The 25,521-nt window shown below is 66.9% G+C and carries 27 protein-coding genes; 13 read left to right on the forward strand and 14 right to left on the reverse strand.

Features of this window, described 5'->3' with window-relative positions; genetic code table 11:
- Nucleotides 1–7: 7 nt before the first annotated feature.
- Genes ACIG5A_RS40285 through ACIG5A_RS40295 form a run of 3 tightly spaced genes read left to right on the forward strand, consistent with a single transcriptional unit; the run spans nt 8 to nt 2,678 of the window.
- Nucleotides 8–1,501, forward strand: a complete 1,494-nt coding sequence (locus ACIG5A_RS40285) for a UbiD family decarboxylase (RefSeq protein ID WP_397250159.1) — start codon at nt 8–10, stop codon at nt 1,499–1,501.
- Between the two features lie 35 nt (nt 1,502–1,536).
- Nucleotides 1,537–1,941: a DUF3224 domain-containing protein gene (locus tag ACIG5A_RS40290; protein ID WP_397250161.1), complete on the forward strand. Its 405-nt coding sequence runs from the start codon at nt 1,537–1,539 to the stop codon at nt 1,939–1,941.
- Entirely contained in the window at nt 1,941–2,678 is a 738-nt protein-coding gene (locus ACIG5A_RS40295) for an SDR family oxidoreductase (protein WP_397250163.1), read from the forward strand. Before ACIG5A_RS40290 ends, ACIG5A_RS40295 begins: the two co-directional genes overlap by 1 nt.
- Nucleotides 2,679–2,767: 89 nt before the next feature.
- Here ACIG5A_RS40295 and ACIG5A_RS40300 read toward each other — a convergent pair whose 3' ends face one another.
- Genes ACIG5A_RS40300 through ACIG5A_RS40310 form a run of 3 tightly spaced genes read right to left on the reverse strand, consistent with a single transcriptional unit; the run spans nt 2,768 to nt 5,812 of the window.
- Entirely contained in the window at nt 2,768–3,682 is a 915-nt protein-coding gene (locus tag ACIG5A_RS40300; RefSeq protein WP_397250165.1) for a carbohydrate ABC transporter permease, read from the reverse strand.
- Nucleotides 3,679–4,533 carry a carbohydrate ABC transporter permease gene (locus ACIG5A_RS40305; RefSeq protein WP_397250167.1) on the reverse strand — a complete coding sequence of 285 codons (855 nt, stop codon included), beginning with the start codon at nt 4,531–4,533 and terminating at the stop codon, nt 3,679–3,681. The genes ACIG5A_RS40300 and ACIG5A_RS40305 overlap by 4 nt, the downstream gene beginning before the upstream one ends.
- A 28-nt stretch (nt 4,534–4,561) precedes the next feature.
- A complete protein-coding gene (locus ACIG5A_RS40310; RefSeq protein ID WP_397250169.1) occupies nt 4,562–5,812 on the reverse strand; it encodes an extracellular solute-binding protein in 1,251 nt (416 codons plus the stop codon).
- A gap of 157 nt (nt 5,813–5,969) precedes the next feature.
- On the opposite strand from ACIG5A_RS40310, the gene ACIG5A_RS40315 reads away from it, so the two are divergent.
- The 5 genes from ACIG5A_RS40315 (at nt 5,970) to ACIG5A_RS40335 (ending at nt 11,103) form a co-directional block, all read left to right on the forward strand.
- Nucleotides 5,970–6,884 carry an SIS domain-containing protein gene (locus ACIG5A_RS40315; protein WP_397250171.1) on the forward strand — a complete coding sequence of 305 codons (915 nt, stop codon included), beginning with the start codon at nt 5,970–5,972 and terminating at the stop codon, nt 6,882–6,884.
- 65 nt (nt 6,885–6,949) lie between these two features.
- Nucleotides 6,950–8,026, forward strand: a complete 1,077-nt coding sequence (locus ACIG5A_RS40320) for an ROK family protein (protein ID WP_397250173.1) — start codon at nt 6,950–6,952, stop codon at nt 8,024–8,026.
- A 142-nt stretch (nt 8,027–8,168) separates the two neighbouring features.
- Entirely contained in the window at nt 8,169–9,329 is a 1,161-nt protein-coding gene (locus ACIG5A_RS40325) for an N-acetylglucosamine-6-phosphate deacetylase (protein ID WP_397250175.1), read from the forward strand.
- On the forward strand, nt 9,326–10,264 hold the full coding sequence (locus tag ACIG5A_RS40330; RefSeq protein ID WP_397250177.1) for a hexose kinase: 939 nt from the start codon (nt 9,326–9,328) through the stop codon (nt 10,262–10,264). The genes ACIG5A_RS40325 and ACIG5A_RS40330 overlap by 4 nt, the downstream gene beginning before the upstream one ends.
- Nucleotides 10,265–10,275: 11 nt before the next feature.
- Entirely contained in the window at nt 10,276–11,103 is an 828-nt protein-coding gene (locus tag ACIG5A_RS40335; RefSeq protein ID WP_397250179.1) for a class II fructose-bisphosphate aldolase, read from the forward strand.
- A gap of 6 nt (nt 11,104–11,109) precedes the next feature.
- Here ACIG5A_RS40335 and ACIG5A_RS40340 read toward each other — a convergent pair whose 3' ends face one another.
- Nucleotides 11,110–11,835: a helix-turn-helix domain-containing protein gene (locus tag ACIG5A_RS40340; protein ID WP_397250181.1), complete on the reverse strand. Its 726-nt coding sequence runs from the start codon at nt 11,833–11,835 to the stop codon at nt 11,110–11,112.
- A 273-nt stretch (nt 11,836–12,108) separates the two neighbouring features.
- On the opposite strand from ACIG5A_RS40340, the gene ACIG5A_RS40345 reads away from it, so the two are divergent.
- Nucleotides 12,109–12,906, forward strand: coding sequence for an alpha/beta fold hydrolase (locus ACIG5A_RS40345; RefSeq protein WP_397250183.1), 798 nt, complete (start codon nt 12,109–12,111; stop codon nt 12,904–12,906).
- 43 nt (nt 12,907–12,949) lie between these two features.
- Nucleotides 12,950–13,342, forward strand: coding sequence for a hypothetical protein (locus ACIG5A_RS40350; RefSeq protein ID WP_397250185.1), 393 nt, complete (start codon nt 12,950–12,952; stop codon nt 13,340–13,342).
- A 70-nt stretch (nt 13,343–13,412) separates the two neighbouring features.
- On the opposite strand, the gene ACIG5A_RS40355 is transcribed toward ACIG5A_RS40350, so the two are convergent.
- Together ACIG5A_RS40355 and ACIG5A_RS40360 are read right to left on the reverse strand one after the other, a co-directional pair.
- Entirely contained in the window at nt 13,413–13,625 is a 213-nt protein-coding gene (locus ACIG5A_RS40355) for a DUF397 domain-containing protein (protein ID WP_397250187.1), read from the reverse strand.
- Nucleotides 13,622–14,500 carry a DUF5753 domain-containing protein gene (locus ACIG5A_RS40360; RefSeq protein WP_397250189.1) on the reverse strand — a complete coding sequence of 293 codons (879 nt, stop codon included), beginning with the start codon at nt 14,498–14,500 and terminating at the stop codon, nt 13,622–13,624. The genes ACIG5A_RS40355 and ACIG5A_RS40360 overlap by 4 nt, the downstream gene beginning before the upstream one ends.
- A gap of 1,295 nt (nt 14,501–15,795) precedes the next feature.
- Between ACIG5A_RS40360 and ACIG5A_RS40365 the strand changes: the two genes are divergently transcribed.
- Nucleotides 15,796–16,245, forward strand: coding sequence for a DUF4254 domain-containing protein (locus ACIG5A_RS40365; protein ID WP_397250191.1), 450 nt, complete (start codon nt 15,796–15,798; stop codon nt 16,243–16,245).
- Nucleotides 16,246–16,364: 119 nt separating this feature from the next.
- The gene (locus ACIG5A_RS40370) at nt 16,365–17,126 is read left to right on the forward strand and encodes a hypothetical protein (RefSeq protein WP_397250193.1); all 762 of its coding nucleotides are present in this window, start codon (nt 16,365–16,367) and stop codon (nt 17,124–17,126) included.
- Between the two features lie 253 nt (nt 17,127–17,379).
- On the opposite strand, the gene ACIG5A_RS40375 is transcribed toward ACIG5A_RS40370, so the two are convergent.
- From ACIG5A_RS40375 to ACIG5A_RS40410, 8 genes are all read right to left on the reverse strand, one after another.
- Nucleotides 17,380–17,802: a hypothetical protein gene (locus ACIG5A_RS40375; protein ID WP_397250195.1), complete on the reverse strand. Its 423-nt coding sequence runs from the start codon at nt 17,800–17,802 to the stop codon at nt 17,380–17,382.
- Nucleotides 17,803–18,048: 246 nt separating this feature from the next.
- Nucleotides 18,049–18,405, reverse strand: coding sequence for a nuclear transport factor 2 family protein (locus tag ACIG5A_RS40380; RefSeq protein WP_397250197.1), 357 nt, complete (start codon nt 18,403–18,405; stop codon nt 18,049–18,051).
- Nucleotides 18,406–18,743: 338 nt separating this feature from the next.
- Entirely contained in the window at nt 18,744–19,028 is a 285-nt protein-coding gene (locus ACIG5A_RS40385; protein ID WP_397250199.1) for a DUF3349 domain-containing protein, read from the reverse strand.
- Between the two features lie 17 nt (nt 19,029–19,045).
- Complete coding sequence (locus tag ACIG5A_RS40390) at nt 19,046–19,381, reverse strand: DUF3349 domain-containing protein (protein WP_397250201.1); 336 nt, start codon at nt 19,379–19,381, stop codon at nt 19,046–19,048.
- A gap of 11 nt (nt 19,382–19,392) precedes the next feature.
- The gene (locus ACIG5A_RS40395; RefSeq protein WP_397250203.1) at nt 19,393–19,668 is read right to left on the reverse strand and encodes a hypothetical protein; all 276 of its coding nucleotides are present in this window, start codon (nt 19,666–19,668) and stop codon (nt 19,393–19,395) included.
- An 11-nt stretch (nt 19,669–19,679) separates the two neighbouring features.
- Nucleotides 19,680–20,861 (reverse strand): anion permease, encoded by a 1,182-nt coding sequence (locus ACIG5A_RS40400; RefSeq protein WP_397250205.1) that lies wholly within the window; start codon nt 20,859–20,861, stop codon nt 19,680–19,682.
- 102 nt (nt 20,862–20,963) lie between these two features.
- Nucleotides 20,964–22,238 carry a lipase family protein gene (locus ACIG5A_RS40405; RefSeq protein WP_397250207.1) on the reverse strand — a complete coding sequence of 425 codons (1,275 nt, stop codon included), beginning with the start codon at nt 22,236–22,238 and terminating at the stop codon, nt 20,964–20,966.
- A 137-nt stretch (nt 22,239–22,375) separates the two neighbouring features.
- Nucleotides 22,376–23,887: an ATP-dependent DNA ligase gene (locus ACIG5A_RS40410; protein WP_397250209.1), complete on the reverse strand. Its 1,512-nt coding sequence runs from the start codon at nt 23,885–23,887 to the stop codon at nt 22,376–22,378.
- A gap of 93 nt (nt 23,888–23,980) precedes the next feature.
- Between ACIG5A_RS40410 and ramB the strand changes: the two genes are divergently transcribed.
- Nucleotides 23,981–25,387 (forward strand): acetate metabolism transcriptional regulator RamB, encoded by a 1,407-nt coding sequence (gene ramB / locus ACIG5A_RS40415; protein ID WP_397250211.1) that lies wholly within the window; start codon nt 23,981–23,983, stop codon nt 25,385–25,387.
- The last annotated feature ends 134 nt before the right edge of the window (nt 25,388–25,521 follow it).

Here is a 25,521-nt window from a genome sequence, read left to right on the forward strand (position 1 = left end):
AGAAGCCTTGCCGCATATCAAGAGCCTGCGCGAGTTCGTCGCCGAACTGAACCGGATCGGGGAGATCCAGCAGATCGACACCGAGGTGGACTGGAACCTCGAGGTCGGCGCGATCATCCGGCGCTCCTACGACCTGCGCGCTCCCGCACCGCTGTTCACCAACCTCACCGGCTACGGCGACAGCGGCTTCCGGCTGCTCGGCGCGCCCGGCGCGCTGTCGGGACCGGAGCATCCGCTGGCCCGCCTGGCGCTCGCGGTCGGCCTGCCCGCCACCGCATCCGGCCAGGAGATCGTCGAGGCGCTGGCCGGAGCGCGTGAAAAGCCCGGCATCCCACCGGTGGTGGTGCATCGCGACGCCGCACCGTGCAAGGAGCACATAGTCATCGGCGACGATATCGACCTGTACGCCTTCCCCACCCCGATCATCCACGGCAATGACGGCGGCCGGTACATCCAGACCTACGGCATGAACATCGTCAAGACGCCGGACGGGTCGTGGACGAACTGGTCCATCAATCGAATGATGATCGCGGGCAAGGACACCCTGGCCTGCCTGATTCCGGCGCCGCAGCACCTGGGCATCATCCGTTCGAAGTGGACCGAGATCGGCGAGCCCATGCCCATCGCGCTGGCTATCGGCGTCGAACCGGGGCTGCCGCTGGTGGGCGGCATGCCGATTCCCGAGGGCGCGGACGAAAGCCATTATCTGGGGGCGTTGTTCGGTGAGGGCATCGAGCTGGTGCCCGCCGAGACGGTGGATCTGCTCGTGCCCGCCACCGCGGAAATCATTGTCGAGGGCCACATCTCGATCGACGAGACGGTCATGGAGGGCCCCTTCAACGAGTTCCCCGGCTACAACGCCACCGAGGCCTCACCCAAGCAGCTGTTCCGTGTCTCCGCGATCACCTACCGCGACAACGCCATTCAGCCGGTGGTGGCGGCCGGTCCCCCTGTCGAGGAGGACCACACCATCATCGGCGCGACCAGCGCCGCCGAGATACTGCACCAGCTGCGCGGCGCCGGGCTGCCGATGGCCTCGGCCTGGTACAACTTCGAGGCCGCCGTGCACTGGCTCACCCTCGCGGTGCGCGGCGACTGGCATGAAATCACCGGCCTCGCCTCGCACGAGCTGGTCGACCGGATCGCGCGGGTCATCTTCAGCGGGAAGCCCGGGGTGAACGCACCGAAAATCCTGCTCGTCGAGGACGATATCGATATCACGGACCTGAGCCAGGTCGTGTGGGCGTTCGCCACCCGCTCCCATCCCGACGTCGATCGGGGCGAATTCCACTTCCCGCACAGGGTCAGCGATCAGCTCGCCGTCTACCTGTCGCCAGAGGAACAGCACACCTTCATGGCGGGCAAGGTCATCTACAACTGCCTGCTCGCCGACCTGTATCCGCAGGGCCGCCGCCCGGTGAAGGGCAGCTTCGAAAACGGCTGGCCCGTCGAGATTCAGCGGCGCGTGCTCGACAACTGGGAGAAGTACGGCTACCGGTGACCGACCGGGGCCGGAACAAGAGAAAGAGAACACCCATGACCACGACGACCCATGTCGAAGCAGCCATCACGGTGCACAAGTACGAACCGGCCGTCTACGAGGAGCCCGCCGAGGGGCCGGTGCTGAGCCGAATCCACTTGGAAGAGAGCTTCAGTGGCGGCATCGAGGGTGACGGCATCGTCGAATTCCTCCAGGCCGCCGATGCCGACGGCAGCGCGAGCTTCGTCGGCATCGAGCGGGTGACGGGCGCGGTGGACGGCAAGTCGGGCTCATTCCTGTTGCAGGACAACGGCACCGTGGCCGACAACATCGTCAGCGGCGAGTGGTTCGTCGTCCCCGGCTCCGGCACCGGCGAGCTCACCGGCCTGCGCGGCTCCGGCGGCTTCCGCGCCGACCTCGGTGCGGGCGCGCAGGTGTGGCTCGACTACTGGTTCGACTGATGCCTGACGATGCCAAAACCGCACTGGTCACCGGCGCGGCCACCGGCATCGGCCGGTCCATCGCGGAAACCCTTGCCGCGCAGGGGGTGCGGGTGGTGGTCAATCACCCGCACACGCCGGATCCGGCGGACGAGGTGGTCGCCGCGATCGTGGCCGACGGCGGCCGGGCCATTGCCGTCGCGGCCGACGTGCGCGACCGCGACGAGTACACCGCCATGGTCGAGCGGCTGCTCGCCGAGTACGGCCGCTGGGACATCCTGGTCAACAATGCCGCGGTCGCCATCACCAAGCCGTTCCAGGAAGTCACCGACGACGAGTTCGACCTGAGCTTCGCCGTCAACGTCAAGGGCGTCTTCCACGGCATGCAACTGGCCTGGCAGCACATGACCGACGGCGGCCGGATCATCACGATCTCCAGTTCCACCACCGCGCTGATGCTGCCCGGCTACGCCGTCTACGACGCCACCAAAGGCGCGGTCGAACAGTTCACGCACATCCTGTCCAAGGAATTCGGCCCACGCGGCATCACCGTGAACGCGGTGAGCCCCGGAGCCACCGAAACCGAGTCCTACCGAATCGGCAAATCTCCCGAATTCCTGTCCCGTCTCGAGGCCATGAGCGCCTTCGGCCGCCTGGGCCGCCCGAGCGAAATCGCCTCCGTCGTCGCGTTTCTCGCCGGTGACGCGGCGGGTTGGGTGACCGCGCAGAACATCCGGGTGAACGGCGGCACCGCCTGACGGGGCCGCGAGTTCGAGTGGCCGGCGGGCGGCACACGGTTCCGGCAAACCGAGAGGAGTCTCTCCATGGTGTGCCGCGCGCCGGCTTGCTACTTGACGCTGCCCGCCGTAAGGCCTGCGACCAGGCGCTTCTCGATGAGCGCGAACAGGATGACCACCGGGATGATGCCGACGGTCGAGATCGCGAAGACGTACTGCCACGCGGTGTCGTACTGACCGACGAACTTGGTCAGCGCCACCGAAAGCGGCTGATTCTCCGGGGTGGTCAGCACCACCAGGCTGGCGGCGAATTCGTTCCAGCAGGACACCACAACGAAGATCGTCGCGGTGACGATGCCCGGCCACACCAGCGGCAGGCTCACCTTCACCAGGATCTGGAACCGGCTGAGCCCGTCGAGCTGCGCCGCCTCTTCGATCTCCACCGGAACGGAGGCGAAGAAGGAGTGCATGATCCACACCGCGAACGACAGGTTGAACGCCGCGTTCACCAGGATCATCGCCAGCCAGGTGTCGTTGATGCCGAGCACGAAGAACTCCCGGATCAGACCGGTCACCAGCACCGTCGGCTGCAGCATCTGGGTGATCAGCACCAACCCCAGGAAGACCGCCTTACCCGGAAACTTGTGCCGCGCCGTGTAATACGCCGCCGGGATGGCGACGAGCAGCACCAGAATCGTGGCGGCCACCGAGATGATGACGGTGCTGATCAGGTTGAACGGCAGCGGCGTCTCGGTGACGTCCCACATGGTGGCGTAGTTGTCCGGATGCCACTGCTCCGGCAGGTATGTCGGTGGGATGCGCAGGATTTCGGGTTTGCTCTTGAGCGATCCGAGCACCATCACCACGTACGGGATCAGGAACACCGCGGCGATCAGCACGCCGACGGCGGTCATGCCCCACCGGCGCCGCTTGGGCTGCTGTGGGATTCGATCGCCCGTATCGGGCGGCCCCGCGGCGATACCCGTCTCGCGCGCGATGCGTGCGACATCGGCCTGGGTCGTCATGAGTCGACCTCCTGGGTCGGCCGGATCAGCTTCACGTAGACCGCGATGATGACGATGATCAGCACGAAGTTGAACACGCTCATCGCGGCCGCGGTATCGACCTGCTGGTTCTGCCGGATCAGCTTGAACGTGAGCGTGGTCGTGGTGTCCGCGGCGAATCCGGCGATGCTGCCGGTGATCACCTGCAGGATCGGCAGCGAGTTGAACGCGTTGATGATGTTGATGATTGTCGCCACCGCGATCGCCGAACGCAGTTGCGGCAGCGTCAGATACCGGTAGCGCTGCCACGCGCTCGCACCGTCGATCCGGCCCGCCTCCTCGACCTCGGCCGGAATCGCCTGCAGCCCGGCCAGAATCGTGTAGGTGGTGAACGGCACCGAGACGAACACGGCCACCACGATCGCGACGATGAACGCCTGCGTCGGCTGTTTGGTGAAACCGTAACCGCGATCGAGTAATCCGATATCGACGAGCAGCCGGTTGACGATGCCGACGTCGGGATCGAGCAGGTAGTAGAAGATGGTCGTCGTCATCACGACCGATGCCGCCCACGGGATCAGGATCGCCATGCGCACCGCGGTGCGGCCAGGGAAGTCCTTGTTCAGGAACTGCGCCAGGCCTGCCGAGATGACCAGGGTGATGCCGACGACCGCCACCACCCAGACCACCGTGTGCGCGAGCACCGAGCCGAGCTCGGAGATACCGAACAGAGTGCGGAAGTTGTCCAGCCCCGCGGAACCCCGATCCTGCCCATAGGGGCTGAGGTCCCGCGTGCTGGTCCACACCATGTAACCGGCGGGGAAGGCGACGATGGCCGCGATCAGTACCAGGGAAGGCCCGATCCACGGCATCGCCGCCAGTGTGCTTTTGCGCCGCACCCTACTTCGCGGCTTCCTGGATCCGCTGCAACACCTGCGCCGGATCGGCGCCCTGCGCGATGGTGCCCATCTGCTGACGAATGGCGCCTTGCGCCGCAGCCCATTTCGGGTTGTTGCTCGGGTAGAACTTGGCCGAGGGCAGCGTCGGGCCGAACGCCTTGGTCACCGGGTCGTCGGCGAGCTTCGCTGCCGCGCTGTTGGTGATCGGAATGAAGCCCTCGGTGGAGACGAACTTCGCGTAGACGTCGGCGGAGTAGAAGAAGTCGAGGAACTTCTTGATCGTCGCCGCCTTCTTGCCGTCCTTCTTGAACGCCATCAGGTGGTCGGCAACACCCAGGGTGACCGCGTCGCCGGTCTTGGTCGGCGTCGGTGCCGTCGCGTACTGCAGGCTCGGGTTCTTCGTCTTGATCTGGCCGATGGTCGGCGGCAGGCCCTCGATCATGCCGATCTTGCCCTGGATGAAGGCGTTGATCACGTCCTTGCGGTCGGTCGCGCCCGGATTCGGTTGCGTGGCATTGGCATCCGCCAGCGCGCGCATCGCCTGCACACCCTCGAGGTTCTGCGGGGTGTTCACGGTGACCTTGTCGCCATCGGACCAGTTGCCGCCCGCGCCGAAGGTCCAGATCGAGGTCTCGCCCTGGGCTTCCTCGCTGCCGAGCGGCAGGCCGTAGCCGGAGACGCCGTTGCCGAGCGCCTGAATCTTCTTGGCCGCCTCGGTGAGTTCGGCCCAGGTCTTCGGCGGCGCGGCGATACCGGCCTGCGTGAACAGGTCCTTGTTGTAGAACAGCGTGCGCGCCGAGGCGAACAGCGGCAGCCCGAACTGCGTCCCGTTCAGCGACGCGTTCTTCTTGAAGCCGGGCTGGATATCGGAAAGCACGGAGTCGGAAACGATCTCGCTGGCCGGGTAGAGCAGGCCGTCACCGGCGAAGCTGGCGTACGCGTCGATGTTCAGGATGTCGGGCGTGCTCGACTTCGACTGCAGCTTGGTTCGCACCACATCGTTGATCGAGTTCCAGGACTCCACCTGAAGATTCACCGTGACATCCGGGTTCTTCTTCTTGAAGTCGGCAATGATGCCGTCCCACAGCGCCTTTGTGCCGGTGGCACCGTCGCTGTAGACCGGGGCCAGGAAGTTGATCGTGGTGTCGGAATCGGAGGAATCCTTCGACCCGAACCCGCACGACGATGTCGCCAGCACCACGCTGGCGGCTATCGCAACCCCGGCGAGGATGCCGTGGAGTGGTCTTTTCACGAGCACGAACCTTTCAAATATGCACACCCGGCACCATCGGACCGCCGATGATGGAGCGAACGATCGTTTGACCCACAATCTAGACCCAATAGTGATCGTATGTGACTGATTCGCTCGTAAATTTGACATGAACGATCACCGAGCGGATTCTGGTGCTGTGCCGACCTCCGCTCACTCCACTCCAGTGACCCACCTTGCCGCCGAGGTTGCGACCCAGCCCGACGACTGGGCCCGCGCCGAGAAGCTCGCCGCCGAATACCGCGCCCTACTCCCCCAACCGGGCGAGCGGGTAGCCGTAATCGGTTGCGGCACCTCCTTCTTCATGTCCCGAGCCATTTCCGCACTGCGTGAGGGCGCAGGCGCGGGCCTGACCGACCCCTGGCCGGCGAGCCAGGTGCGCTTCGGCCGCGACTACGACCGCTACCTGGTGATCTCCCGCTCCGGCACCACCACCGAGGTGGTCGAGGCCATGCGCCAGATCCCAGCACACATTCCGCGAACCGTCATCTGCAGCAGCCCGGGCACGCCCGTGCTCGACCTCGGCGATCCGATCCTCATCGAAGAGGTCGACGAGGAATCGGTGGTGCAGACCCGCTTCGCCACCACCACGCTGGCCATCCTGCGCTGGCATCTCGGTGAAGACCTGAACCCGGTGATCGCCCAGGCCCGCGCCGTGCTGGCCGAGGATCCGGCCGAATCGCTCGCCGCCGTCCGCTACGCCGAACAGATCAGTTTCGTCGGCATGGACTTCGCCGCCGCCATCGCCGACGAGGCAGGCCTGAAGCTGCGCGAATCCTGCCAGTCCTGGACCGAGGCCTACCCCGCCACCGAATGGCGGCACGGCCCGATCAGCATCGCCGCCCCCGGCCGCGCGGTGTGGGCGTTCGGGCCGCTGGTGCCGAACTTCGCCGCCGACGTCGCCGTCACCGGCGCGCACCTCGAGCACCGCGAGATCGACCCGATGGCCGATCTGGTGCGCGTGCACCAGCTCGCCGTGCTCCGCTCGGCCGACCTCGGCCTCGACCCCGACCACCCGCGCAGCCTGAACCGCTCGGTCGTCCTGGACCAGTGACCTCCGTCCGCGCCGCGCACCGACACGCAGCGACAGGCCCGCTGCCGGGAACTACTGTCGCCTCAATGGGAACGGCAAGACCCGCAGCGGGCACACCACCGTCACCCGGCCCGGACACCACCTCGGGCCGGTCGTTCCAGGCGGCCGGCACCTCGGCCGCCTCGGTATCCGCCGGGTCGACCCCCCACCCATCGGGGTCGATCCGGCAGTCCGCCGATGATCCGCTGCCCGCGGACGCGCTCGTACTCGGCATCGACGTCGGCGGCACCACGATGAAGGGCGAGGTGACCGCCGCCGACGGCACCGTCCTTTCCACCGGGGTGCTCGACACGCCCAAGGGTGAGGCGGCCTTCGACGCGATGGGCGCGCTCGGTGACCAGTTGCTCGCCGAACTGACCGACGACCAGCGGGATCGGGTGGCGCGCGCGTCGGTCATCCTGCCAGGCATCGTCGATACCGCGCGGTCGATCGCGCTGTTCAGCAGCAATGTCGGCTGGCGCGACGTCGCGATCGGCAACCGGTTCAGCGACCGCTGGGGCATGCCGGTGCTGATCGATCACGATGTGACCGTGGCCGGTTGGGCCGAATGGCGTTTCGGCGCGGGGCGCGGCCACGACGACGTCTGCGTCGTCATGATCGGCACCGGGATCAGCGGCACCCTCTCCGTCGGCGGCAGGCTGCTGCGCAGTGAATACGGCCAGGTCGGCGAGTACGGGCACATCCCGGTCCGGTACAGCAACGGATTGCGTTGTCCCTGCGGCAATATCGGCTGCGTCGAAACCGTCGCCTCCGGCGCGTCCATCGCCAGGGCCTACACCCAGCGCACCGGTCGCGATATCAAGGGCGCCGAAGTCGTTTTCGCGCTGCGCGATACCGACACCGACGCCAAGACGGTCATCGGCGACGCGGTGGAGGCGCTGGCCGACGGGCTCATCGGGCTCATCCACTCCGCCTGTCCCAGCTTGATCATCCTCGGTGGCGGCCTCGCCGGTGCGGGCGCCGCGCTCACCGAACCGCTGCACCACGCGATCACCGAGCGGCTGCGCCTGGTGCCGCCGCCCGAGGTCATCGTCGCCGAATTCGGTGCCCGCGCTGGACTGATCGGCGCGGCGCTGTTCGCCCGCCACGGTGCGCTCATATGATCCGGCTCGCACCGGTAACTGTCGCGCCCGCCTGGCCGCGGGCCCGCGTCGGCGGCACGATCACCGGAATCAGGTCGGCAGCACTGTCATTCGACGAGCAGCCGATGCGTACGACAGCCGGTGTCGAGAGGTGTGATCGCGAATGGGTGTAGCCGAGGCGTTCCAGGTGCGCGGTCGAATCGTTTCGGCCGCAGCCGAACTCGACGACGGGGTGGTCACGGTCGATGGGGATCGGATCGTCACCGTGCTATCGCTACCGGAATGGGTTGCGGCCAACGGCTCTTCACCGGTGCCCGAGTTCGCGGGCACGGTATTGCCCGGCCTGGTCGACATCCACAATCACGGCGGGTTCGGGCATCGGTTCGACACGGTCGATGCCGGCGAGGCCAGGGCCGCCGCCGAATTCCATCAGGGGCGCGGATCGACAACGGTGCTCGCCAGCGTGGTCACCGGCGCGGCCGACGATATGGTCGCGCAGGTCGCGATGCTGCGCGAGCTCGCCACCGACGGTGTACTCGGCGGGATCCACGCGGAGGGGCCGTTCCTGGCGGCCGCACGGTGCGGCGCGCAGGACCCGCGCTACCTGCGCGAACCCGATCTGGAGCTGACCGATCGGCTGCTCGATGCCGCGGGCGGGCAGCTGCGGGTCATGACGCTGGCGCCGGAGCTTCCCGGCTATGGCAAAGTCGCGCAGCGGCTCAGCGAGCACGATGTGGTGGTGGCACTGGGACACAGCGACACCGCGTACACGCAATTTCGGGATGCCTTGCGCCCACGTGGATTCGGCGGCCTGGTCACCCATCTCGCCAACGGCATGCCGCCGCTGCATCACCGCCATCCAGGACCGGTCGCGGCCGGATTGGTCGCCGCGGCCGAGGGCGATGCGATCGTCGAGCTGATCGGCGATGGGGTCCATGTCGAATCCGGCTTCGGCGCACTGGTTTTCGCGACGGCGCCGGGGCGGGTCGCGCTCATCACCGATGCGATGCAGGCGGCGGGGATGCCCGACGGCGACTACATTCTCGGTCCGCAGGCGGTCACGGTCACCGACGGCGTCGCCCGAATCGCCAACGGCTCCATCGCCGGTGGCACCAGTACCCTGCTGCAATGCTTGGCCTGGGCTGTCCAGGCCTGCGGCGTGCCGCTGCGGGAGGCGGTGCTCGCGAGCACCGCCATACCCGCGGCGGCCGCCGGACTCGCCGATGTCGGCGATCTGCGGACCGGCCGGTTCGCCGACCTGCTCGTTGTCGATGATGATCTACGGTTGCGCCGAGTACTCAGACGAGGACAGTGGTTGTCGTGATCCTTACCGTGACAATGAACCCCGCGTACGACATGACCTACCGGGTCGAACGCTTCGAACGTGGCCAGGCGCATCGCGTCAGGTCGGTCGAGCAGCGCATCGGCGGCAAGGGCATCAACGTGACCCGGGTGCTGAACCAGCTCGGGAAGTACGCGCGCGCAACGGGTTTCTCCGACCATGCCTTCGCCGCCGCGGCGGAGCTGGAGCTGCCCGTCGATTTCGTGCACGCGCTGCCCTGGGTCCGGCGCACCGTGGTGATCAGCGAATCCGAGGACGGCACCGCGACCGCGCTGTGGGAGCCGGGCGCCCGGATCTCCAATCCACATGCCGCCGAACAACTCGCGGTGCGGGTGGCTGGGCTGCTGCCCGATATCAACGGCCTCGTCGTCTCGGGCTCACTACCCGGCGGCGTCCCCGCGAGCCTGCCCGCCGATATCGCGCGCACCGCCATCGCCGCGGGCGTGCCGACCATCTGCGACGTCGACGGTGAGGCACTTCGCCTCGCCGCGCAGGTGCCCGGCATCGTGCTCATGCCGAACAGCGAAGAGCTGCAACGCCTTACCGGCACCGTAGCGAAGACGGCCGACGACATCGTCGCCTGTACCCGCCCGCTCATCGACCGCGGCATCCGCGCCGTGCTCGCCACCCGCGGCTCCGAGGGTATGGTGGCCGTCACCGCGCACGGCGCGTGGTCCGCGACACTGCCCGAACCGCTGAACGGAAATCCCACCGGCGCAGGCGATTCCGCGACCGCCGCGGTGATCGCCATCCTGTCCGAAGAGGCCGATCCGGACTGGCCCGCCGTACTCACCGATGCCGTGGCCACCTCCGCGGCCGCCGTCGTCATCCCGGTCGCGGGCGAGATCGATCGTGCGATCCGCACTCGGCTACTCCCGACCGTCCACATCGAAAAGCTGGCCGTTCCGCCAGCGTAGGAGATTCACCCATGCCGCTGACGCCTGTTCCCGAGTTGATCGCCGCCGCACGCCCCGGCGGGCTCGGCGCCTTCAATGTGATCACCCTGGAACATGCCGAGGCCATCGCCACCGCTGCGGAATCCGCGAAACGTCCTGTGGTACTGCAAATTTCGGAGAACACCGCGCAGTACCACGGCGCTCTCGCCCCGCTGGCGCTCGCCTGCCTGCGCATCGCCGCGGACAGCACGGCCGCCATCGCCGTGCACCTCGACCACGCCACCTCGGCCGATCTGGTGCGCGCCGCGGTCGACCTCGGCATCCGCTCGGTCATGTACGACGGCTCCACCCTCGACTACACCGCGAACGTCGCCGCCACCGCGGAAATCACCCGCTGGTGCCACGACCGCGGCGTCTTCGTCGAGGCCGAACTCGGCGAGGTCGGCGGCAAGGACGGCGCACACGCGCCGGGCGTGCGCACCGATCCGGACGAGGCCGTCGAATTCGCCACGACCACCGGCGTCGACGCGCTGGCGGTGGCCGTCGGTTCGTCGCACGCCATGCACGCGCGCACCGCCGAACTGGACAATGAGCTGATCGCCCGACTAGCCGCGAAAGTCCCTGTCCCCCTTGTGCTGCACGGCTCGTCCGGGGTGCCCGACACGGGCCTGCGCGCCGCCGTCGAGCACGGTATGACCAAGGTGAACATCGCCACCCGGCTCAATGTGCTCATGTCGGACACCATCCGCGAGATCCTCATCGGCTCCCCCACCGTGGCCGACCCCCGCAAATACCTGAGCCCGGCACGCACCACCATCACCGACGAGGTCGAGCGCTTCCTTCTCCTGCTTGCCCCCTGACCCGCGTCAATCTTGATCGACGCCGCGGGCGGCCAGGATTTGCCGCCATTTGTCCATGGCTTGCCGGAAGGCGTCGCTGACGAGATCGAGCAGTTCGGCGGAGGACTCGAAGCGGGCCCCCGCGGGCGTCGCCGCGCCGAGAACCGCTGCGGAGCGCCGCGATTCGGCCGCAAGCGCCTGGGTCATCTGCAGTCCCGCGAGCAGGTTCCGCAGCCATATCCCGTCGTCGATGACGTAGCGCTCGCGGCGTTCGCCGGGTAGCCGTTCGCGTTGCAGCATGCCCTGTTGCTCCAGGAATGCGACGGCGTGCGAGATCGACGCGGGGCTGACCCGCAACCGCGCGACCAGCTCGGCGGCGGTGAGCGCGCCGGCGTCGGCGATGTGCAGGCAGGCGAGCACTCTGGCCTCCATCCGCGGCAGGCCCTGCTGAACGAGTAGTGCGGTAAAGGATTCGGTGATGTCCTGGACCGCTCGGGGGTCGCGACCGTAGCCGACATCGGGGAGCGACGGCACGGGCGGTGGAGTCTGCTTCTGCCTGCGCGCGCGGTGGCGCGTGTCCTGCTGCGCGGCCTCCGCGCGATAGCCGTCGGGGCCGCCGTTGCGGGTGACCTCGCGCATGATCGTCGAGGCGGGGCGCTCGAGACGGCGGCCGATCTCCGCGTATCCGAGCCCCTCGGCCAGGCCGGCGGCGATGCGCTCGCGGTCCTCGTCGGTGAGTCTGCCTCCTGGCATCTGCGCTGGTCTCCTCGTGTCGACATGCGCGGAGCCTCGCGCCCGCACCGTTGCCCAGTATGCATTCAGACGATGCCCATTGCAAAGAAGTGGAGGCTTACCGCCTTTGCGTTCACTGTCATTGTCATTGCAAAGCATGGCCATAAGCCTTATTGACCTGTCGAAACAACCCAGCTTTGCGTGTTGACGATTCTATGAACGCAATGTACCTTTGCAGAAGTTCAGAGATTCCCGAACACAAGGGAGCCTCACAGACCAGACAGGGAGAACCTCATGAGCGCCACCTCGAACACCACCGCCGCATGGACCGGCATGGTCGAGATCGACGACACCGCACTGGCCGTCACCGACACCGGCGGCAACGGCCCCGCGATCGTCTACCTGAACGGCTCCTACGCCGATACCTCGCACTGGCGGAAGCTGATCACCGAACTCGGCCCGAGCTACCGGCACATCACCTTCGACGAGCGGGCGCGCGGCAAGTCGAAGAAGTCGGCGGACTACTCCTTCGAGGCGTGCCTGCGCGACATCGACGCCGTGCTCGCGGCGCGCGGTGTCGAGCGGCCGATCCTGGTCGGCTGGTCCTACGGCGCGCTACTGGCCGTGCACTGGGCCGACCGCAACCCCGACCGGATCGCCGCGGTCGTCTCCGTCGACGGCGCCATGCCCTACGGCATCACCGGCGAGGAAAGCCGCGACCGCATCCGGAAACTGTTCCGCCGCACGAGGTTCTTCATGCCCATCGCCCGCCCGCTCGGCCTGGCCGCACGGATGAGCGCCGACCAGCACGCCGAAGTCAACATCGAAGCCAACGAACTGCACGCCGCGCTCGCGCCGGTCCTGCACCGCGCGACCTACCCGGTGCGGTACGCCCTGGCCACCGGCGCCAACTTCGGTGCGCAGGAGGAGGAAATGGCAGCCGTGCGCGCTTCACTCGACCCGGTCCTGGCCACCAACCCCAACATCCGGATCGGCGTCAGGGTCCCCAGCAACCACTCCCACATCCTGCGCAAGGACTTCCGCGCCGTCGCCGACGTCGTCCGCGAAACCGTGGCAGCCCACGGCCGGTAAGAGCCGAACCCGTATCCCCCAACCGATTTCAAGGAGAACAACCATGTCCATCACCCTCGCCACCCAGGACAAGTCCACCCTGCGCACGGCTGCCTACGGCGCGGTCTCGCTGGTGGCGGCCGCCGGTGACAAGCCAGGCAAGGCCGCCACCGCAGGCACGATCGCCCTCACCTCCGCGACCGGTCTCGTCGGGTACGTCCTCGCCGAAAGGTCGACGGGCGTAAAGCTCGTCGGCAAATCCGTCGCCGAGCTCGCCGACCAGGTATTCCCCGCCCTGACCGCAGCCGTGGCCCTGCTCGGGGAGCAGGCGCCGGCGGAGGCCGACAACTTCCGCAACACCGTGCTCGTCGCCATCGACGCCGCACAGATTCACCAATCCACCCCTGCCATGGTCGAAATGGCACGCAAGATCACCGCGGCACTCGACGCCGCGTGATCGAATGCCGACCCGCGCAGCCGTAGCTCGTCACGGGGTCCGTCACGGATCCCGTGACGCGGCAGGGCAATCAGGCGTCGGTGAAGGTTCCCGCGCGCACACCGGCCAGGAATGTCGACCATTCGGGCCGGCTGAACGCGAGGATCGGACGGACCTCGCCCTGCTGCTTGGTGTCGCGCACCAGGACGTGTCCCTCGTCGAATTTCACTTCGACACAGGCCATTTCGGCGGAGGAGTACGACGACTTGAACCAGCCGGCGGAGTCGGATTCGGCAGAGCTCACAGACTGGATTCTAGCCGAGCGGCGGTCTCATCGATCAGCCCGAGCGTTTCTTCGCGGCCGAGCGCCGATTCGACACCGCGATGGTGGACGAACCCCAGATCGCGCACCTTGGACTCCTTCTTGCTCGGACCGTCCACCAGCAGCTGGCCGAATACCGATGTTTCGATCCACCCCAGCGTCGGCAGCCGCGGACTGGCGAAGTCGAGCAGATGAAAGGTGGTGCCGCCCAAGATGTTCGACGCCGCGAAGGGGATGACGCGCAGATCGACATTGTCGGGATGGGATCGGACGACCTCGGCCAGATGGCACAACTGCCGATGCAACACACCGGGACCGCCGAACTGCTGGGTCAACACGGCTTCACTGATCACCGCGATGAACTCGACGCGGTCATCACCGTCCAACCGTTCCTGGCGGCGCCTGCGCACCTCTACCCGCTGCGCAACCTCCTTCGCGGGGATGACCGCCGCCGCGGCCTCCATCAGTGCCCGGCTGTACTCCTCGCTTTGCAGCAACCCCGGCATGAAGATGCCCTCGTAGGTTCGGATCGACCGCGCGCCCCACTCCATGCCGTAGTACCTGAGCAATTCGTCACCGAACAGCGCGGTGTAGCCGCTCCACCAGCCACGCCCCTTGGCCTCGTCCCGCAGCGCGTGCAACTCGTCGCGCTCCGCGTCACCGAGATCGAGCACCTCGAGTAACTCGTCGAGTTTGTCCTTGGGCAACAGGTTTCGCTCATTTTCGATGTGCGACCAGTAGGCGGGTGATACATCCAGAACCCTGGTGAGCGAGGCGGAGCCGATGCCGAGCTCCAGGCGTCGCTGCCGCAATCGGCGCGCGAGCTCCCAGCGTGCGACCGCAGGTGACAAGCCCATGGCGGGCATCCTACTTCTTAATTTCGGCCAAATGCTGAGGCCTAGATTGACTTGTATAGTCTACAAATCTAGGGTCGTTGGTGTCATGCATCACAGCCGGAGAGTTCTCCAGCCGGCCCCGCCCGCCGGGAACCAGGGGGTTTACATGGCAGTACACGTCATTGATCGGTCGTGGATGGTGGGCGACCGAACAGAGCATCAAGCGCGTCGAGTGAGCGATGACGCGTGGGTTGTGTCGTACCTGCGCGGGCGAATGCTCACGACCGAGCAGGCGACCGCCGCCATCCAGGCCGCCGAAACGGTGACACACATGGATGAACTCGCAAGCCGAATGGGGCTGACAGCACTGGAGGCAATGGGCTTGGCGAAATCCGAAACACCATGGGGGACACAGCTCTCCCGAAACCGACTACTGATCGGCCGACAAGGCGGGAGGCATCGCCGGTAGGTCACTCCGGCCGTCGAGCGGCACCGACTCCGACAGGAGGCCGCACCCCGCCCGAGCGAGTAGCACCACGCGAAATACCTGCGACACCATCGGCACGCGGCAGCAGGCCGCGCTTTGCGCGATATCGGAATAGGCAGTGGGACAACATTCTCCACGCGCCATGCGCCCGGCCGATCGAGTAGATCGCATTGATAGCCAGCCCCAGGCGATACCTGGCACCGAGCTCTTCTGCCTGCAGACCCCGGACACAGTTCCGGCCAGGACCAGCTGCTCCACCCGCCTGACAGCGGCACTGCCACCCGGCAACACCGATCACTGAGCCTTTCCGCTGGCGTCGCCGGGCCCAAGCCTCTCCGTCGATTTCGTCGCAACCCGCACGTCCGCACGACGACAACGACGCGCGCACTTTCACCCGGCGATGCCGGGAACCAGCTCCTCCACCCATCCACAGCAGGCACAAGCACTCCTACCGGCATTCGGGCAAGCAGCACGCCCTACCGTGTCGACGACCACCGACTCTTCCGCCTGGCGGCCGGCTGACACCGGCTTTCCACGTAGCGTCAGCGGGCACGCGCACTCCGGTTCAGTAGCGCCGGGGACCAACCGGCCTTCGACAATGCCCGACACCAGCTCTGCCTCAACGACACCACACCAACACCTCGACCAAAGACGCCGTGCACCAACACTTCTCCCCGGCAACGCCAGAACCGGCTGCGCCCCGGCAACGCCGGGCACCGGCTCCGTACCACTCCGGCGACGGCGGGCACAGCTTTGCCCGGACCATCCGCAACTGGCGCAGCGGCGAACAAACCCGTTGTCCAGCAATACATTCTCAGGGGTAGTTCCAATGGAAGTATTACCGTCCAAAGAGCAGGTCCTCGAAGCGTGCCGCGCGGTGCCGAGGACAACGCACCCGGTTCTCGACGCCGCACATCAACTCGCCGGACTACACCGGCAGCGGTTGCGCGCGGTACCGGGCAGAACCGGCGAGATCGATCAGCACCGCGCGCGCCTGGTGCTGACCATCGATCAATGGGTCGCCGCCGAAGCGCCCGTCCCGCACGGCGGCGCGCACCTGCACACCGAAACCGTCGGCACGGTGATCGATCGGATCGCCCAATTCTCCACGCACGCATACGAAATCATGCTCTCGGCACCGAACCGCGCGGTGCACGACGCCTGGGAGCGCCTGGCCGAACTCGCCCTCGGCTACCAAGACCTGGCCGACGACGTCTCGACCGGCCACCGCCGCCTCCCCGACCTCGGCACCCCGCGCAACTACCCCACCGGCGGATGACCGGCGCGTCAGCGCAATGGTTTTACCGCCGCACGCGAATTGCCCGAGGAATCGGTGCGCGGTAAGTCCAGCGGTGCGTCGCAACGCAGTTTGATGCGTGATAGCTATCATTGCTGGCCATGCGAGGTGCGCGGGTCGGGTGGGCGGTGGTTGTCGCGGCGGTATGTGCGGTACCCCTGGCGCCACCCGCGAACGGTGCCGATGTCGGGAACTGCGATGGCGAGGCGCGGACCGCGTCACTGCGGCAGGACGAGAAGCGGATGCTGGCGCGGCTGGGCACTCTCACCGTGCTGCGCGGGCCGGAGGATATCGCCGCACTGGCCGGGCTCGGATACGCGATTCCGATGCACATGCTGAACAGCTTCGAGAATATCGGTACCTCGATCGGGCGGGCGGACGCGATCCTGGATCAGCAGGTCCACTCCGGCAATCCCGGCGTACTCGTCTATCGCGCGAACCAGAAGGTGCCCTACACCGGCGATCCTTACCGTGCCGCGTTCCCCTACGACCTGATCGGCTGGGCGCACGGAATCATGTACACGCCCGGCGCGCTGCCCACCTCACCGGATCTCTGTGTGAGCCAACTGGATTGGTTCATCCACGAACAGGGCGTGCACGCGCTGCCCGACTGGGGATTCAAACCCCAACCCCCACCCGAACACTATCGCGGCGAAGAAATGGGCGACATGCTTCCTCTCCCCACCGCCGCCCTCGGCCCCACCCACGGCCGCTTCTGGAACATCCACGTCTGGCGCGACCCCACCGGCGGCCCACCCATAATCTCCGTCCAATACCCCTTCGGCTACATAGCCGGTCTCCCCACCAAACCCAACACCACCTTCTTCTACCCTGAACACCTCCCCACCACCCACCACCACTAACCCTCCCCACCACCACGCGAAGATCCCCCGTCACCAAAACCATTGCGCGGGAACACCAAACCCAACCACCGCTGCCCGTCCCGCACACTTTCCACGGCGCCACGCACCGATTCCGTGAACAGTTCGTACGGCACGAAAACAGATGTGCGGGAACGCCGAACGCGGCCCTCGGCGTGATGCCGGGGCCGCGTGGGTGGGGTTGGTTTATCTGGTCGAACTATGCCGGTCGGGGTGGGGCGGTGATGGCGGTGCGTCACTTGGCGCGGCGTACGCCCAGGTACTGCATGGCGGCGAAAGCGCCGACGGTGCCTGCTTGCATAACGGTCCAGATCGAGCCGACAAGGTTGAGGTCGAGCGCGCCTTCGACGAGCGCGGCGAGGCTGACCACGACCCAGGCGGTATTACCCGCGGCGACAACCGTGGCCGCGGTGGTGTTGATGGTCTTCGGCAAACCGGTGACCGCGACAGCGAGGCCGTAGAGGGTGAGGAAGACCCCGATCGGGATGCCGATCTTCTGATCGAGCCCGAGCAGTGTCTCCAGCGGCCCCGACAGCGCAAGGTAGGCCAGCCCGTTGCCGGTGGTGACCACAGCGTCGGTACGCAGCGACAGCCGCAACAGCTTGTCCCCGGGAGCGAGCAGGGTAGCCAGGTAGCCGGGCGCGGTGCTGGTAGTCATGATGATGCTTCTTCCTATAGCGGGTTCGAGTAAAAGGCTTGGGACACAAGTGCTTTGCCAGTACCACCGGCCCGATGCCGATGCCGATGTGGCGTCGGGGCGGGTGCGTATCCGCCCTGCGAGCCCAGGGTGGGCGGGAGCTCGCCGAGCGCAGTCGAATGGCCCTTCGACACGTGGTGACCTGGGGCCATTTGACTGCGGTCGGCGGGTTGTAGTGGTCACTGAGTGTCGAGGCCAGTGACGGGATTACAGGCCTGTGGGGACTTTGTCGAGGAAGCCGTAGACGTTGGTGATGCGGGCGTTTTCGATGGTGGCTACGTCGAAGCCGATGACGATGGCGGGGGCATCGGCGGGGGCTAGTTCCCAGGTGAAGCGGACCTGGTTGTGGTGGGCGTCGACGGGGCCGGCGAGGCGGAAGGTCAGGCCGGCGAATTGGGCTTGGGCGGCGGCGATTCCGGCGTCGATTTCGTCGTGGCCCGCCACGGCCATCAGTGGGTCGGTGTAGGTGGCGGTGGGGGTGAACAGGCGGGTGATCGCGGCTTTGCGGGCGGTGGGGTCGGTGGTGTTCCATGCTTCGAGGTACTGGGCGACGATGTCGTTCATGATGTCCTCCGAAAGGGGGTGTGAGCTGGTGGTTTCTGTCTGTGTTGCTGACAGGAACTACGTTATTTCCGAAGGCACCGGTGCCGAATCAGTCGTCGTATAAGTACTTTCCAACCGCCTATACGTATGCCGGTGTCAGTAGCCGCGAAGGGGGGTGATCTGGTCGTGCCCCTGGGTGAAACCACCCGGCCATATGTATGCCCGGACCTACCTCGCCGGTATCAGCGAGCGGACGATCCGGTCGCAACCCCTGGACTCGAGCCACCCCAGCCTTATGCATCGCCCCGGCAGGGGTACGTCGCAACCACGAGTGAGCGATCAGGCATAGCCCGACGAAGCTATTCGGGCGTCGGCCAGGCGTGGGTTTCCAAGCGGGCGCGGACCCGCGCGACGTCGGGTTCCGACGGCATCTCGTTGGTGATCTTGGTGATCATGACCTGGATATCGGCCTTGTCGACCGGGTGATCGCCGCCGGAGAGCAGTTCCGCGGCGATCTGGCGCACCTCGTCGTCGGAGAGGCGGCGGCGCAGCAGCGCGAGCAGCGGGATGTAGTCGGATTCCGGGACACCGTCCGGATATCCGGCCCGCAGCCAGTCGATGATGGCGTTCAGGAAAGGTGGCATCGGCGAACGCTTTTCGCTCAGTCGGAGTCGGACTCGGACAGTGGTGCGGCGAGCGGCCAGCCGCCCGCCGCGAGATGCGAGGCGACGCGGGCGATGTCGTTCGCGGCGGGCTGCTCCTTGGCGAACCGCGCGATCGCCTCCTCTATCGCCTCGTGGCTGATCTGCTCGCCGTCGTTGCCGTCCGCCAGAGCCTCGGCGATCGCGACGACCTCGAAATCGGTGAGGTGCCGGTGCAGCACCGCGAACAGCGCGACATAGTCGGACCTCGGCACGCCCTGCGGATATCCGGCGCGCAGCCAGCCGACCACCCGGCCGAGTACCTTCGGCCGCGAGACTTTCGATTGATCGGTCACGATTGCGCCCCTTATTGTCCGAACAGGTGGATACCGAACTTGGCGGCGATGAATGCCTTGGCGGTGTAGAGGATTCCGGTGATGATCGCCACGATCACCAGCGCGAAGCAGGCCAGCGCGCCGGCCAGCGCTTGGTAGTTGCGCTGCACCGCGCGGCCGCTCACCGTCTCGGCCGACGACCACAGCCGCACCCCGACGGCGAACACGATCGGCAGCCCGGCGCCGAGCACCAGCGCGACGAGGGTGACCTTCCACAGCGAGTTCAGGTTGGTGAGCAGAGTGTGCACGCCGGATCCTCCTAGACCTGTGCGGAGTGCGCGGATTCGGCGGGCGCGGCGGGGATATCCACCTCGGGCCACTCGTTGACGTTGCCGTGGTCGACCGGATCGCGCCGCGACCGCAGATAGATCGCACCCGAGAGCGTGATCAGGATCGCGAACACCACGAGCACGCCGGGCAGCCCGCCGATGAAGTGTGCGATCGCCCAGCACACCGCGCCCGCCACGCCCGCGAGCGGCAGGGTGAGCAGCCATGCGACCACCATCCGCCCCATCACGCCCCACCGCACCTCGGCGCCCTTGCCGAGCCCGGTGCCGAGGATCGAGCCGGTCGCGGTCTGCGTGGTCGACAGCGGCAGGCCGAAGTGCGCCGAGGTGAGAATGATCGCCGCGGAGGCCGATTCGGCGGCCAGGCCCTGCGGCGAATCGATCTCGACGAGCCCCTTGCCGAGGGTGCGGATGATCCGCCAGCCGCCGAGGTAGGTGCCGAGCGCGATGGCGACGGCACAGGCGGCCATCACCCACAGCGGCATTTCGTCGTTCTTGGTGAGGGTGCCGTGCGCGACCAGCGCCAGGAAGATGACGCCCATCGTCTTCTGCGCGTCATTGGTGCCGTGTGCCAGCGAGACCAGTGAGGCCGAACCGATCTGTCCCCAGCGGAAGCCCTCGTTCACCTTGTCCGCGTCGGCGCCGCGGGTGATCCGATAGACCGACCAGGTGCCGAGGGCCGAGACCAGCGCGGCGACGATCGGCGCGAGCACGGCGGGCAGGATGATCTTGGTGAGCACGCCTTCGGAGCCGGCCGCCCAGATCACGCCGCTCCAGCCGAGCGAGGCGATGGTCGCGCCGATCAGACCGCCGAACAGCGCGTGCGATGAACTGGACGGCAGGCCGAACAACCAGGTCAGCAGGTTCCACAGAATGCCGCCGACGAGTCCGGCGAACACGATGATGAGCAGGTCGTGCCCCTGCACCGCGTCGAGCCGCACGATGCCCTTGGCGACGGTGGCGGCGACCGCCACCGACAGGAACGCGCCGATCAGATTCAGCACCGCGGACAGTGCGACGGCGACGCGTGGTCGCAGCGCGCCGGTGGCGATCGAGGTCGCCATCGCGTTCGCGGTGTCGTGGAAGCCGTTGGTGAAATCGAATGCGAGTGCCGTGATGATGACGATCAGGAGAACCAGTAGTTCGACGGTCACCCCACCAGTGTGAAGCACCGCTAGCACGGATTGCCAAACGGTTGCCGAATATCGCGCGGCGAGTGGCGTCCGCTAACGTGAATCCTTAACCCAAGCGTCCGTTCACCGACCGGAACTGGAGCAGCCCTCCGCGACCGGCTTGCCGGTGACCCGGTCCTCGATCCAAGCGTGCGCTGCGGGTATCCCGCTGAGCCCGACCACAACGTGCTCGCCCAGATATCCCTCGAACCGGACCCGCGCGCCCTTCGCGCACCAGTCGTCGTAGAGGTTGGCCGCGCCGGCGAACGGAATCCAGAATTCGTTGACACCGTGGTACAGGAAGATCGGTACGGTCGGCGCGGTGGCACCGAGCTTGTTCTCCGCCAGAATCTCCTTGATCCACGGGATCTCGGTCGGCATCGGCGCATCGGTGAACGTCTGCACCGGCAGCGGTGCGACCGCGCCGAGCGCGCCTTCGGCGGTGAAGCACAGATCCTTGCCCAGTTGCGCCATCCGCCAGCCGTTGTCGTTCATCAGGCTCAACATTTCCGGGTATTCGCGGGCCAGACCGAGCGTGGCGGCCAGGAATACCCCCGAGGCCGCGTTGCGGCCGTTCATGCTGCCGATCAGCATGGCGAAGTCGGCAGGCACCCCACCGAACGCGGCGCCGACGATATTGAGTTCCGGCGCGTACTGCGGTGCGAGCTGCGCCGCCCATCCGGACGCGATCGCCCCGCCGGAGTAGCCGGTGAGCACGGTCGGCGTGTCCGGTCGCAGGCCGAGCCACGGCGCGTTCACCACGCCACGGACCGCGTCGAGCACCGCATGCCCGGCCATCCGGCCCGCCGCGTAGGCCTGCCGCGGCCCCTGATGGTCGGGCACCAGTACCGCGAAGCCCTTGAACAGCGAGATCTGCGATGTCCACAGGTCGTCGGACTGCTGTTTGAGAATGTAGGACGGCGCGCATTTGTGCCCGAGCGAATCGATCGCCGCGTTGAGCGACACCAGCGGGCGGGGCCCCGGCCCGGTCCATGGCGCGGTCGGCATCAGCAGGGTCGCGACGACGGGCACCGGTCTGCCCTTCGCGTCGGTGGACCGGATCAGCAGTTCGGTCGCGATCACCGGAAAGAGTGTGGCGCCGGTCCCGCCCGGACGGGACGCGAGAATCGTGCCGAGCGGCTCATCCTCGAAGCCGGGCCGCGGTGTGTAGAACGGATCGCCGAGCGGCGTCGGCAGGATGCCCGCCGGATCGCGCGACGGCGTCAGAAATTGATCGAGCGGATTCGCCTGCGCGGCAGCGCCATCGAGCGCGCCCATCATCAGTACCGCCACCAAGACATGCGTGATCCGCGCTGCCGCGACCCGCCCCGCACGCGACAAGCGCGCCCCAAAACCCACCGCTACTACCTATCCCGAAACACGACCCTGCCAGTTCCCCCCTGCATTCTGACGGGCGCCGAGCCGGAATCGGAGCCCATAGTTACAGTGGCACAGCCATATTCGCCGCAGCTCACGGCGGCCGCAACCGAATTTCGCTACGGGAGCAGCGCGCGCACGGTATCGATGGTGTCCGCGTCGGCGGATTCCTTGTCCGGGCGGTACCGCACGACGCGCGCGAAGCGCAGCGCGACGCCGCCAGGATAGCGCGGGCTGACCTGGACGCCGTCGAGCGCGATCTCGACGACCAGTTCCGGATGCAGATACACCGTGTACTCGTCGCGGGCACGCTCGTGCCGCGGGAATTCCGCTGTCTGCCAGTGCAACAGGGCATCGGTGAGCCCCTTGAAGGTCTTGCCGACCATCACCGGTTCACCGGTCTCCGGATCACGCGCGCCGAGATGCAGATTCGACAGGTAGCCGGTGCGGCGGCCGTATCCCCATTCGGCGCCGAGCACGAGCAGATCGAGGGTGTGCGTCGGCTTGATCTTCTGCCAGGCGCGGCCGCGGCGGCCCGCCGCATAGGGCGCGGTCAGCGATTTGATCATCACGCCCTCGTGTCCCGCCGCGAGCGCGCCGTCGAAGTATTCGGCGGCCGCCTCGGCGTCGGGCCGGATCAACGCCGGAATGCTGTGTTCGGCGGCGACTTTGGTGAGCGCGATGCGCCGCTCGGACAGCGGCGCGTCGAGCAGGTCCTGCCCGTCCAGATGCAGGCAGTCGAAAAAGTAAGGGTGCAGCAGCAATTCACGGGTGGAGCTCACCTCGGCGAATCTGCTCATCGTCTCCTGGAACGGGCGGGGGCGCCCGGAATCGTCTAGCGCCAGCGTTTCCCCGTCGAGCACGGTGCTCGTGCAGTCCAATCCGGCGACCAGCTGGACCAATTCGGGCACGCTCGCGGTGATATCGCGCAACGTCCTGGTGAATACCCACACGCGGGAGCCGTCGCGATGCACCTGGATCCGCGCGCCGTCCATCTTGTGTTCGACGCTCACCTCACCGTCGAATTCGGCGAGCGTCTCGTCGAGCGTCGCCCCTGGCGAGGCGAGCATGGGCTGGATCGGGCGGCCGATCTCCAACCGGAATTCGCCGAGTGCCGCGGCGCCGCCGGTCAGCGCGGCGACCGCGGTAACGGGCAGCTGCCCGGACAGCATGTGCGCCCGGCGCACCAGCTCCAGCGGTACGTCGGCGGCCTGCGCGACCGCCTCGGCGACGATCGCGGTGAGCGCGCCCTGGCGGAGCTCACCGGTCAGCAGACGCACCAGAAAAGACTGTTCCTCGGCGGTCGCGGCGCGCCATAGCGCGGCGAGTAATTCCTTGCGCCGGTTCGCCGATCCGGCCCCGGATACCGTCGCCAGCTCGGACAAAGCCGTGTCGACGGCCGAAACAGTCAGCGCGGCAACCGAAGCCGGAGTGGTTTCCATCGAAGCGATGGTGCGCCAACCGGTGCCGATCCGGCCTTGGCGTAGCTCTCCGGAAACCCACGCGACCACCGGCGCGAGCTCGGCGGGCGCGGCGGCGCGCACCAGCGCGGCGAGCGTAGCGATCTTCGTCTTACGTGACCTGGTCGCCCGCACCGTGTCCGAGGCCAGCACCACATCCGAGAACAGCACGAATCGACGGTAACTCCTCGGTGTGACATATCGCTCAGCTCTGCTGCTAATTCACCATTGGCAGAGCTGCGAATCCGATCTTAAACTGGACATATGGCCAAGACTTACGTCGGGGCGCGGCTTCGTCAGCTGCGGACCGAACGGGGGCTCAGCCAGGTCTCGCTCGCCCAGAAGCTGGAGATCTCGGCGAGCTACCTCAATCAGATCGAACACGATGTGCGCCCGCTCACCGTGCCGGTGCTGCTGCGGATCAGCGAAGTGTTCGGCGTCGACGCCACCTTCTTCTCCTCCCAGGATGACACCAGGCTCATCGCCGAGCTGCAAGAAGTGGTGATGGACCAGGAGCTCGGCATCGAGGCCGACACCCAGGAGATCGCGGACATGGTCTCCGCGCATCCGAGTATGGCCCGCGCGCTGGTCAACATGCACAACCGCTACCGCAACACCTCCGCCCAGCTCGCGGCGGCCACCGAGGACCGGTTCGCCGACGGATCGGGCAGCGCCGCGATCAGCAAGCCACACGAGGAGGTGCGCGACTTCTTCTATCAGCGGCAGAATTACATCCACGAATTGGACACCGCCGCAGAGGAACTCACCGCGCGGATCCGATTCCACGGCGGCGACGTGAACAGCGAGATCGCGCGCAGGCTGCGCGCACACGACGTCCGCATCGTCGAGCGCATCGACCTCGGCGAGGGCGTGCTGCACCGCTACGATCCGGAAAGCCAGCGGCTGGAGATCGCACCGCATCTGTCCGGCGGTCAGCGCACCTTCAAACTCGCCGCGGAACTCGCCTACTTCGAATGCGGCGATCTGCTGGAAAAGCTGGTCGAGGAGGGCAATTTCGCCTCCGAGGACACCCGTAAGCTGGCAATGCTCGGGCTGGCGAACTACTTCGCCGCGGCGACCGTGCTGCCCTACACGCATTTTCACGAGGTGGCCGAGGATTTCCGCTACGACATCGAGCGGCTCTCGGCATTCTTCACCCAGAGTTACGAGACTATCTGCCACCGGCTTTCGACGCTGCAACGCCCCAAACTGCGCGGCGTGCCGTTTTCGTTCGTGCGGGTGGATCGGGCGGGCAATATGTCGAAACGCCAATCCGCCACCGGTTTCCACTTCTCCTCCAGCGGCGGCACCTGCCCGCTGTGGAATGTGTACGAGACCTTCGCCTATCCCGGCAAGATCATGACGCAGATCGCGCAGATGCCGGACGGCCGCAAGTACCTGTGGGTTGCCCGCACGGTCGAGCGCCGCGCCACCCGATATGGCCAGCCCAGCAAGACATTCGCCATCGGACTCGGCTGCGAGCTGCGGCACGCGGGCCGGGTGGTCTACGCCGACGGCATCGATCTGGACGAGGCAGGCGCGACTCCCATCGGCGCGGGCTGCCGGGTCTGCGAGCGGGCCAATTGCCCACAGCGCGCCTTCCCGCCGCTGGGCAAGGTGCTGGATATCAGCGAGCACCGCAGCTCGGTATCGCCTTACGTGCTCAAGTAATTCGCGAGCGCGCCGGGCTCGGTGAGCACGTATCGATATGGGCCGAGCGCGGCGAGTCTTGCACCGTGCGAGCATTCGCTATGTGAGCGAAATCAATTGTGCCCCTTCGATTTATGGGTGTTAGCCTGACGGGC

It is taken from the genome of Nocardia sp. NPDC052566 (genome assembly GCF_044547285.1).
Classification (GTDB): domain Bacteria; phylum Actinomycetota; class Actinomycetes; order Mycobacteriales; family Mycobacteriaceae; genus Nocardia.

What these genes read in the sequence shown, in the direction of transcription:
- ACIG5A_RS40305 (WP_397250167.1), bottom strand. Translation starts at nt 4,533, where the DNA reads ATGCCGTGGATCGGGCCTTCCCTGGTACTGATCGCGGCCATCGTCGCC.
- ACIG5A_RS40290 (WP_397250161.1), top strand. Translation starts at nt 1,537, where the DNA reads ATGACCACGACGACCCATGTCGAAGCAGCCATCACGGTGCACAAGTAC.
- ACIG5A_RS40320 (WP_397250173.1), top strand. Translation starts at nt 6,950, where the DNA reads ATGGGAACGGCAAGACCCGCAGCGGGCACACCACCGTCACCCGGCCCG.
- ACIG5A_RS40335 (WP_397250179.1), top strand. Translation starts at nt 10,276, where the DNA reads ATGCCGCTGACGCCTGTTCCCGAGTTGATCGCCGCCGCACGCCCCGGC.
- ACIG5A_RS40300 (WP_397250165.1), bottom strand. Translation starts at nt 3,682, where the DNA reads ATGACGACCCAGGCCGATGTCGCACGCATCGCGCGCGAGACGGGTATC.
- ACIG5A_RS40345 (WP_397250183.1), top strand. Translation starts at nt 12,109, where the DNA reads ATGAGCGCCACCTCGAACACCACCGCCGCATGGACCGGCATGGTCGAG.
- ACIG5A_RS40380 (WP_397250197.1), bottom strand. Translation starts at nt 18,405, where the DNA reads ATGAACGACATCGTCGCCCAGTACCTCGAAGCATGGAACACCACCGAC.
- ACIG5A_RS40295 (WP_397250163.1), top strand. Translation starts at nt 1,941, where the DNA reads ATGCCTGACGATGCCAAAACCGCACTGGTCACCGGCGCGGCCACCGGC.
- ramB (WP_397250211.1), top strand. Translation starts at nt 23,981, where the DNA reads ATGGCCAAGACTTACGTCGGGGCGCGGCTTCGTCAGCTGCGGACCGAA.
- ACIG5A_RS40370 (WP_397250193.1), top strand. Translation starts at nt 16,365, where the DNA reads ATGCGAGGTGCGCGGGTCGGGTGGGCGGTGGTTGTCGCGGCGGTATGT.
- ACIG5A_RS40350 (WP_397250185.1), top strand. Translation starts at nt 12,950, where the DNA reads ATGTCCATCACCCTCGCCACCCAGGACAAGTCCACCCTGCGCACGGCT.
- ACIG5A_RS40340 (WP_397250181.1), bottom strand. Translation starts at nt 11,835, where the DNA reads ATGCCAGGAGGCAGACTCACCGACGAGGACCGCGAGCGCATCGCCGCC.
- ACIG5A_RS40325 (WP_397250175.1), top strand. Translation starts at nt 8,169, where the DNA reads ATGGGTGTAGCCGAGGCGTTCCAGGTGCGCGGTCGAATCGTTTCGGCC.
- ACIG5A_RS40365 (WP_397250191.1), top strand. Translation starts at nt 15,796, where the DNA reads ATGGAAGTATTACCGTCCAAAGAGCAGGTCCTCGAAGCGTGCCGCGCG.
- ACIG5A_RS40385 (WP_397250199.1), bottom strand. Translation starts at nt 19,028, where the DNA reads ATGCCACCTTTCCTGAACGCCATCATCGACTGGCTGCGGGCCGGATAT.
- ACIG5A_RS40375 (WP_397250195.1), bottom strand. Translation starts at nt 17,802, where the DNA reads ATGACTACCAGCACCGCGCCCGGCTACCTGGCTACCCTGCTCGCTCCC.
- ACIG5A_RS40360 (WP_397250189.1), bottom strand. Translation starts at nt 14,500, where the DNA reads ATGGGCTTGTCACCTGCGGTCGCACGCTGGGAGCTCGCGCGCCGATTG.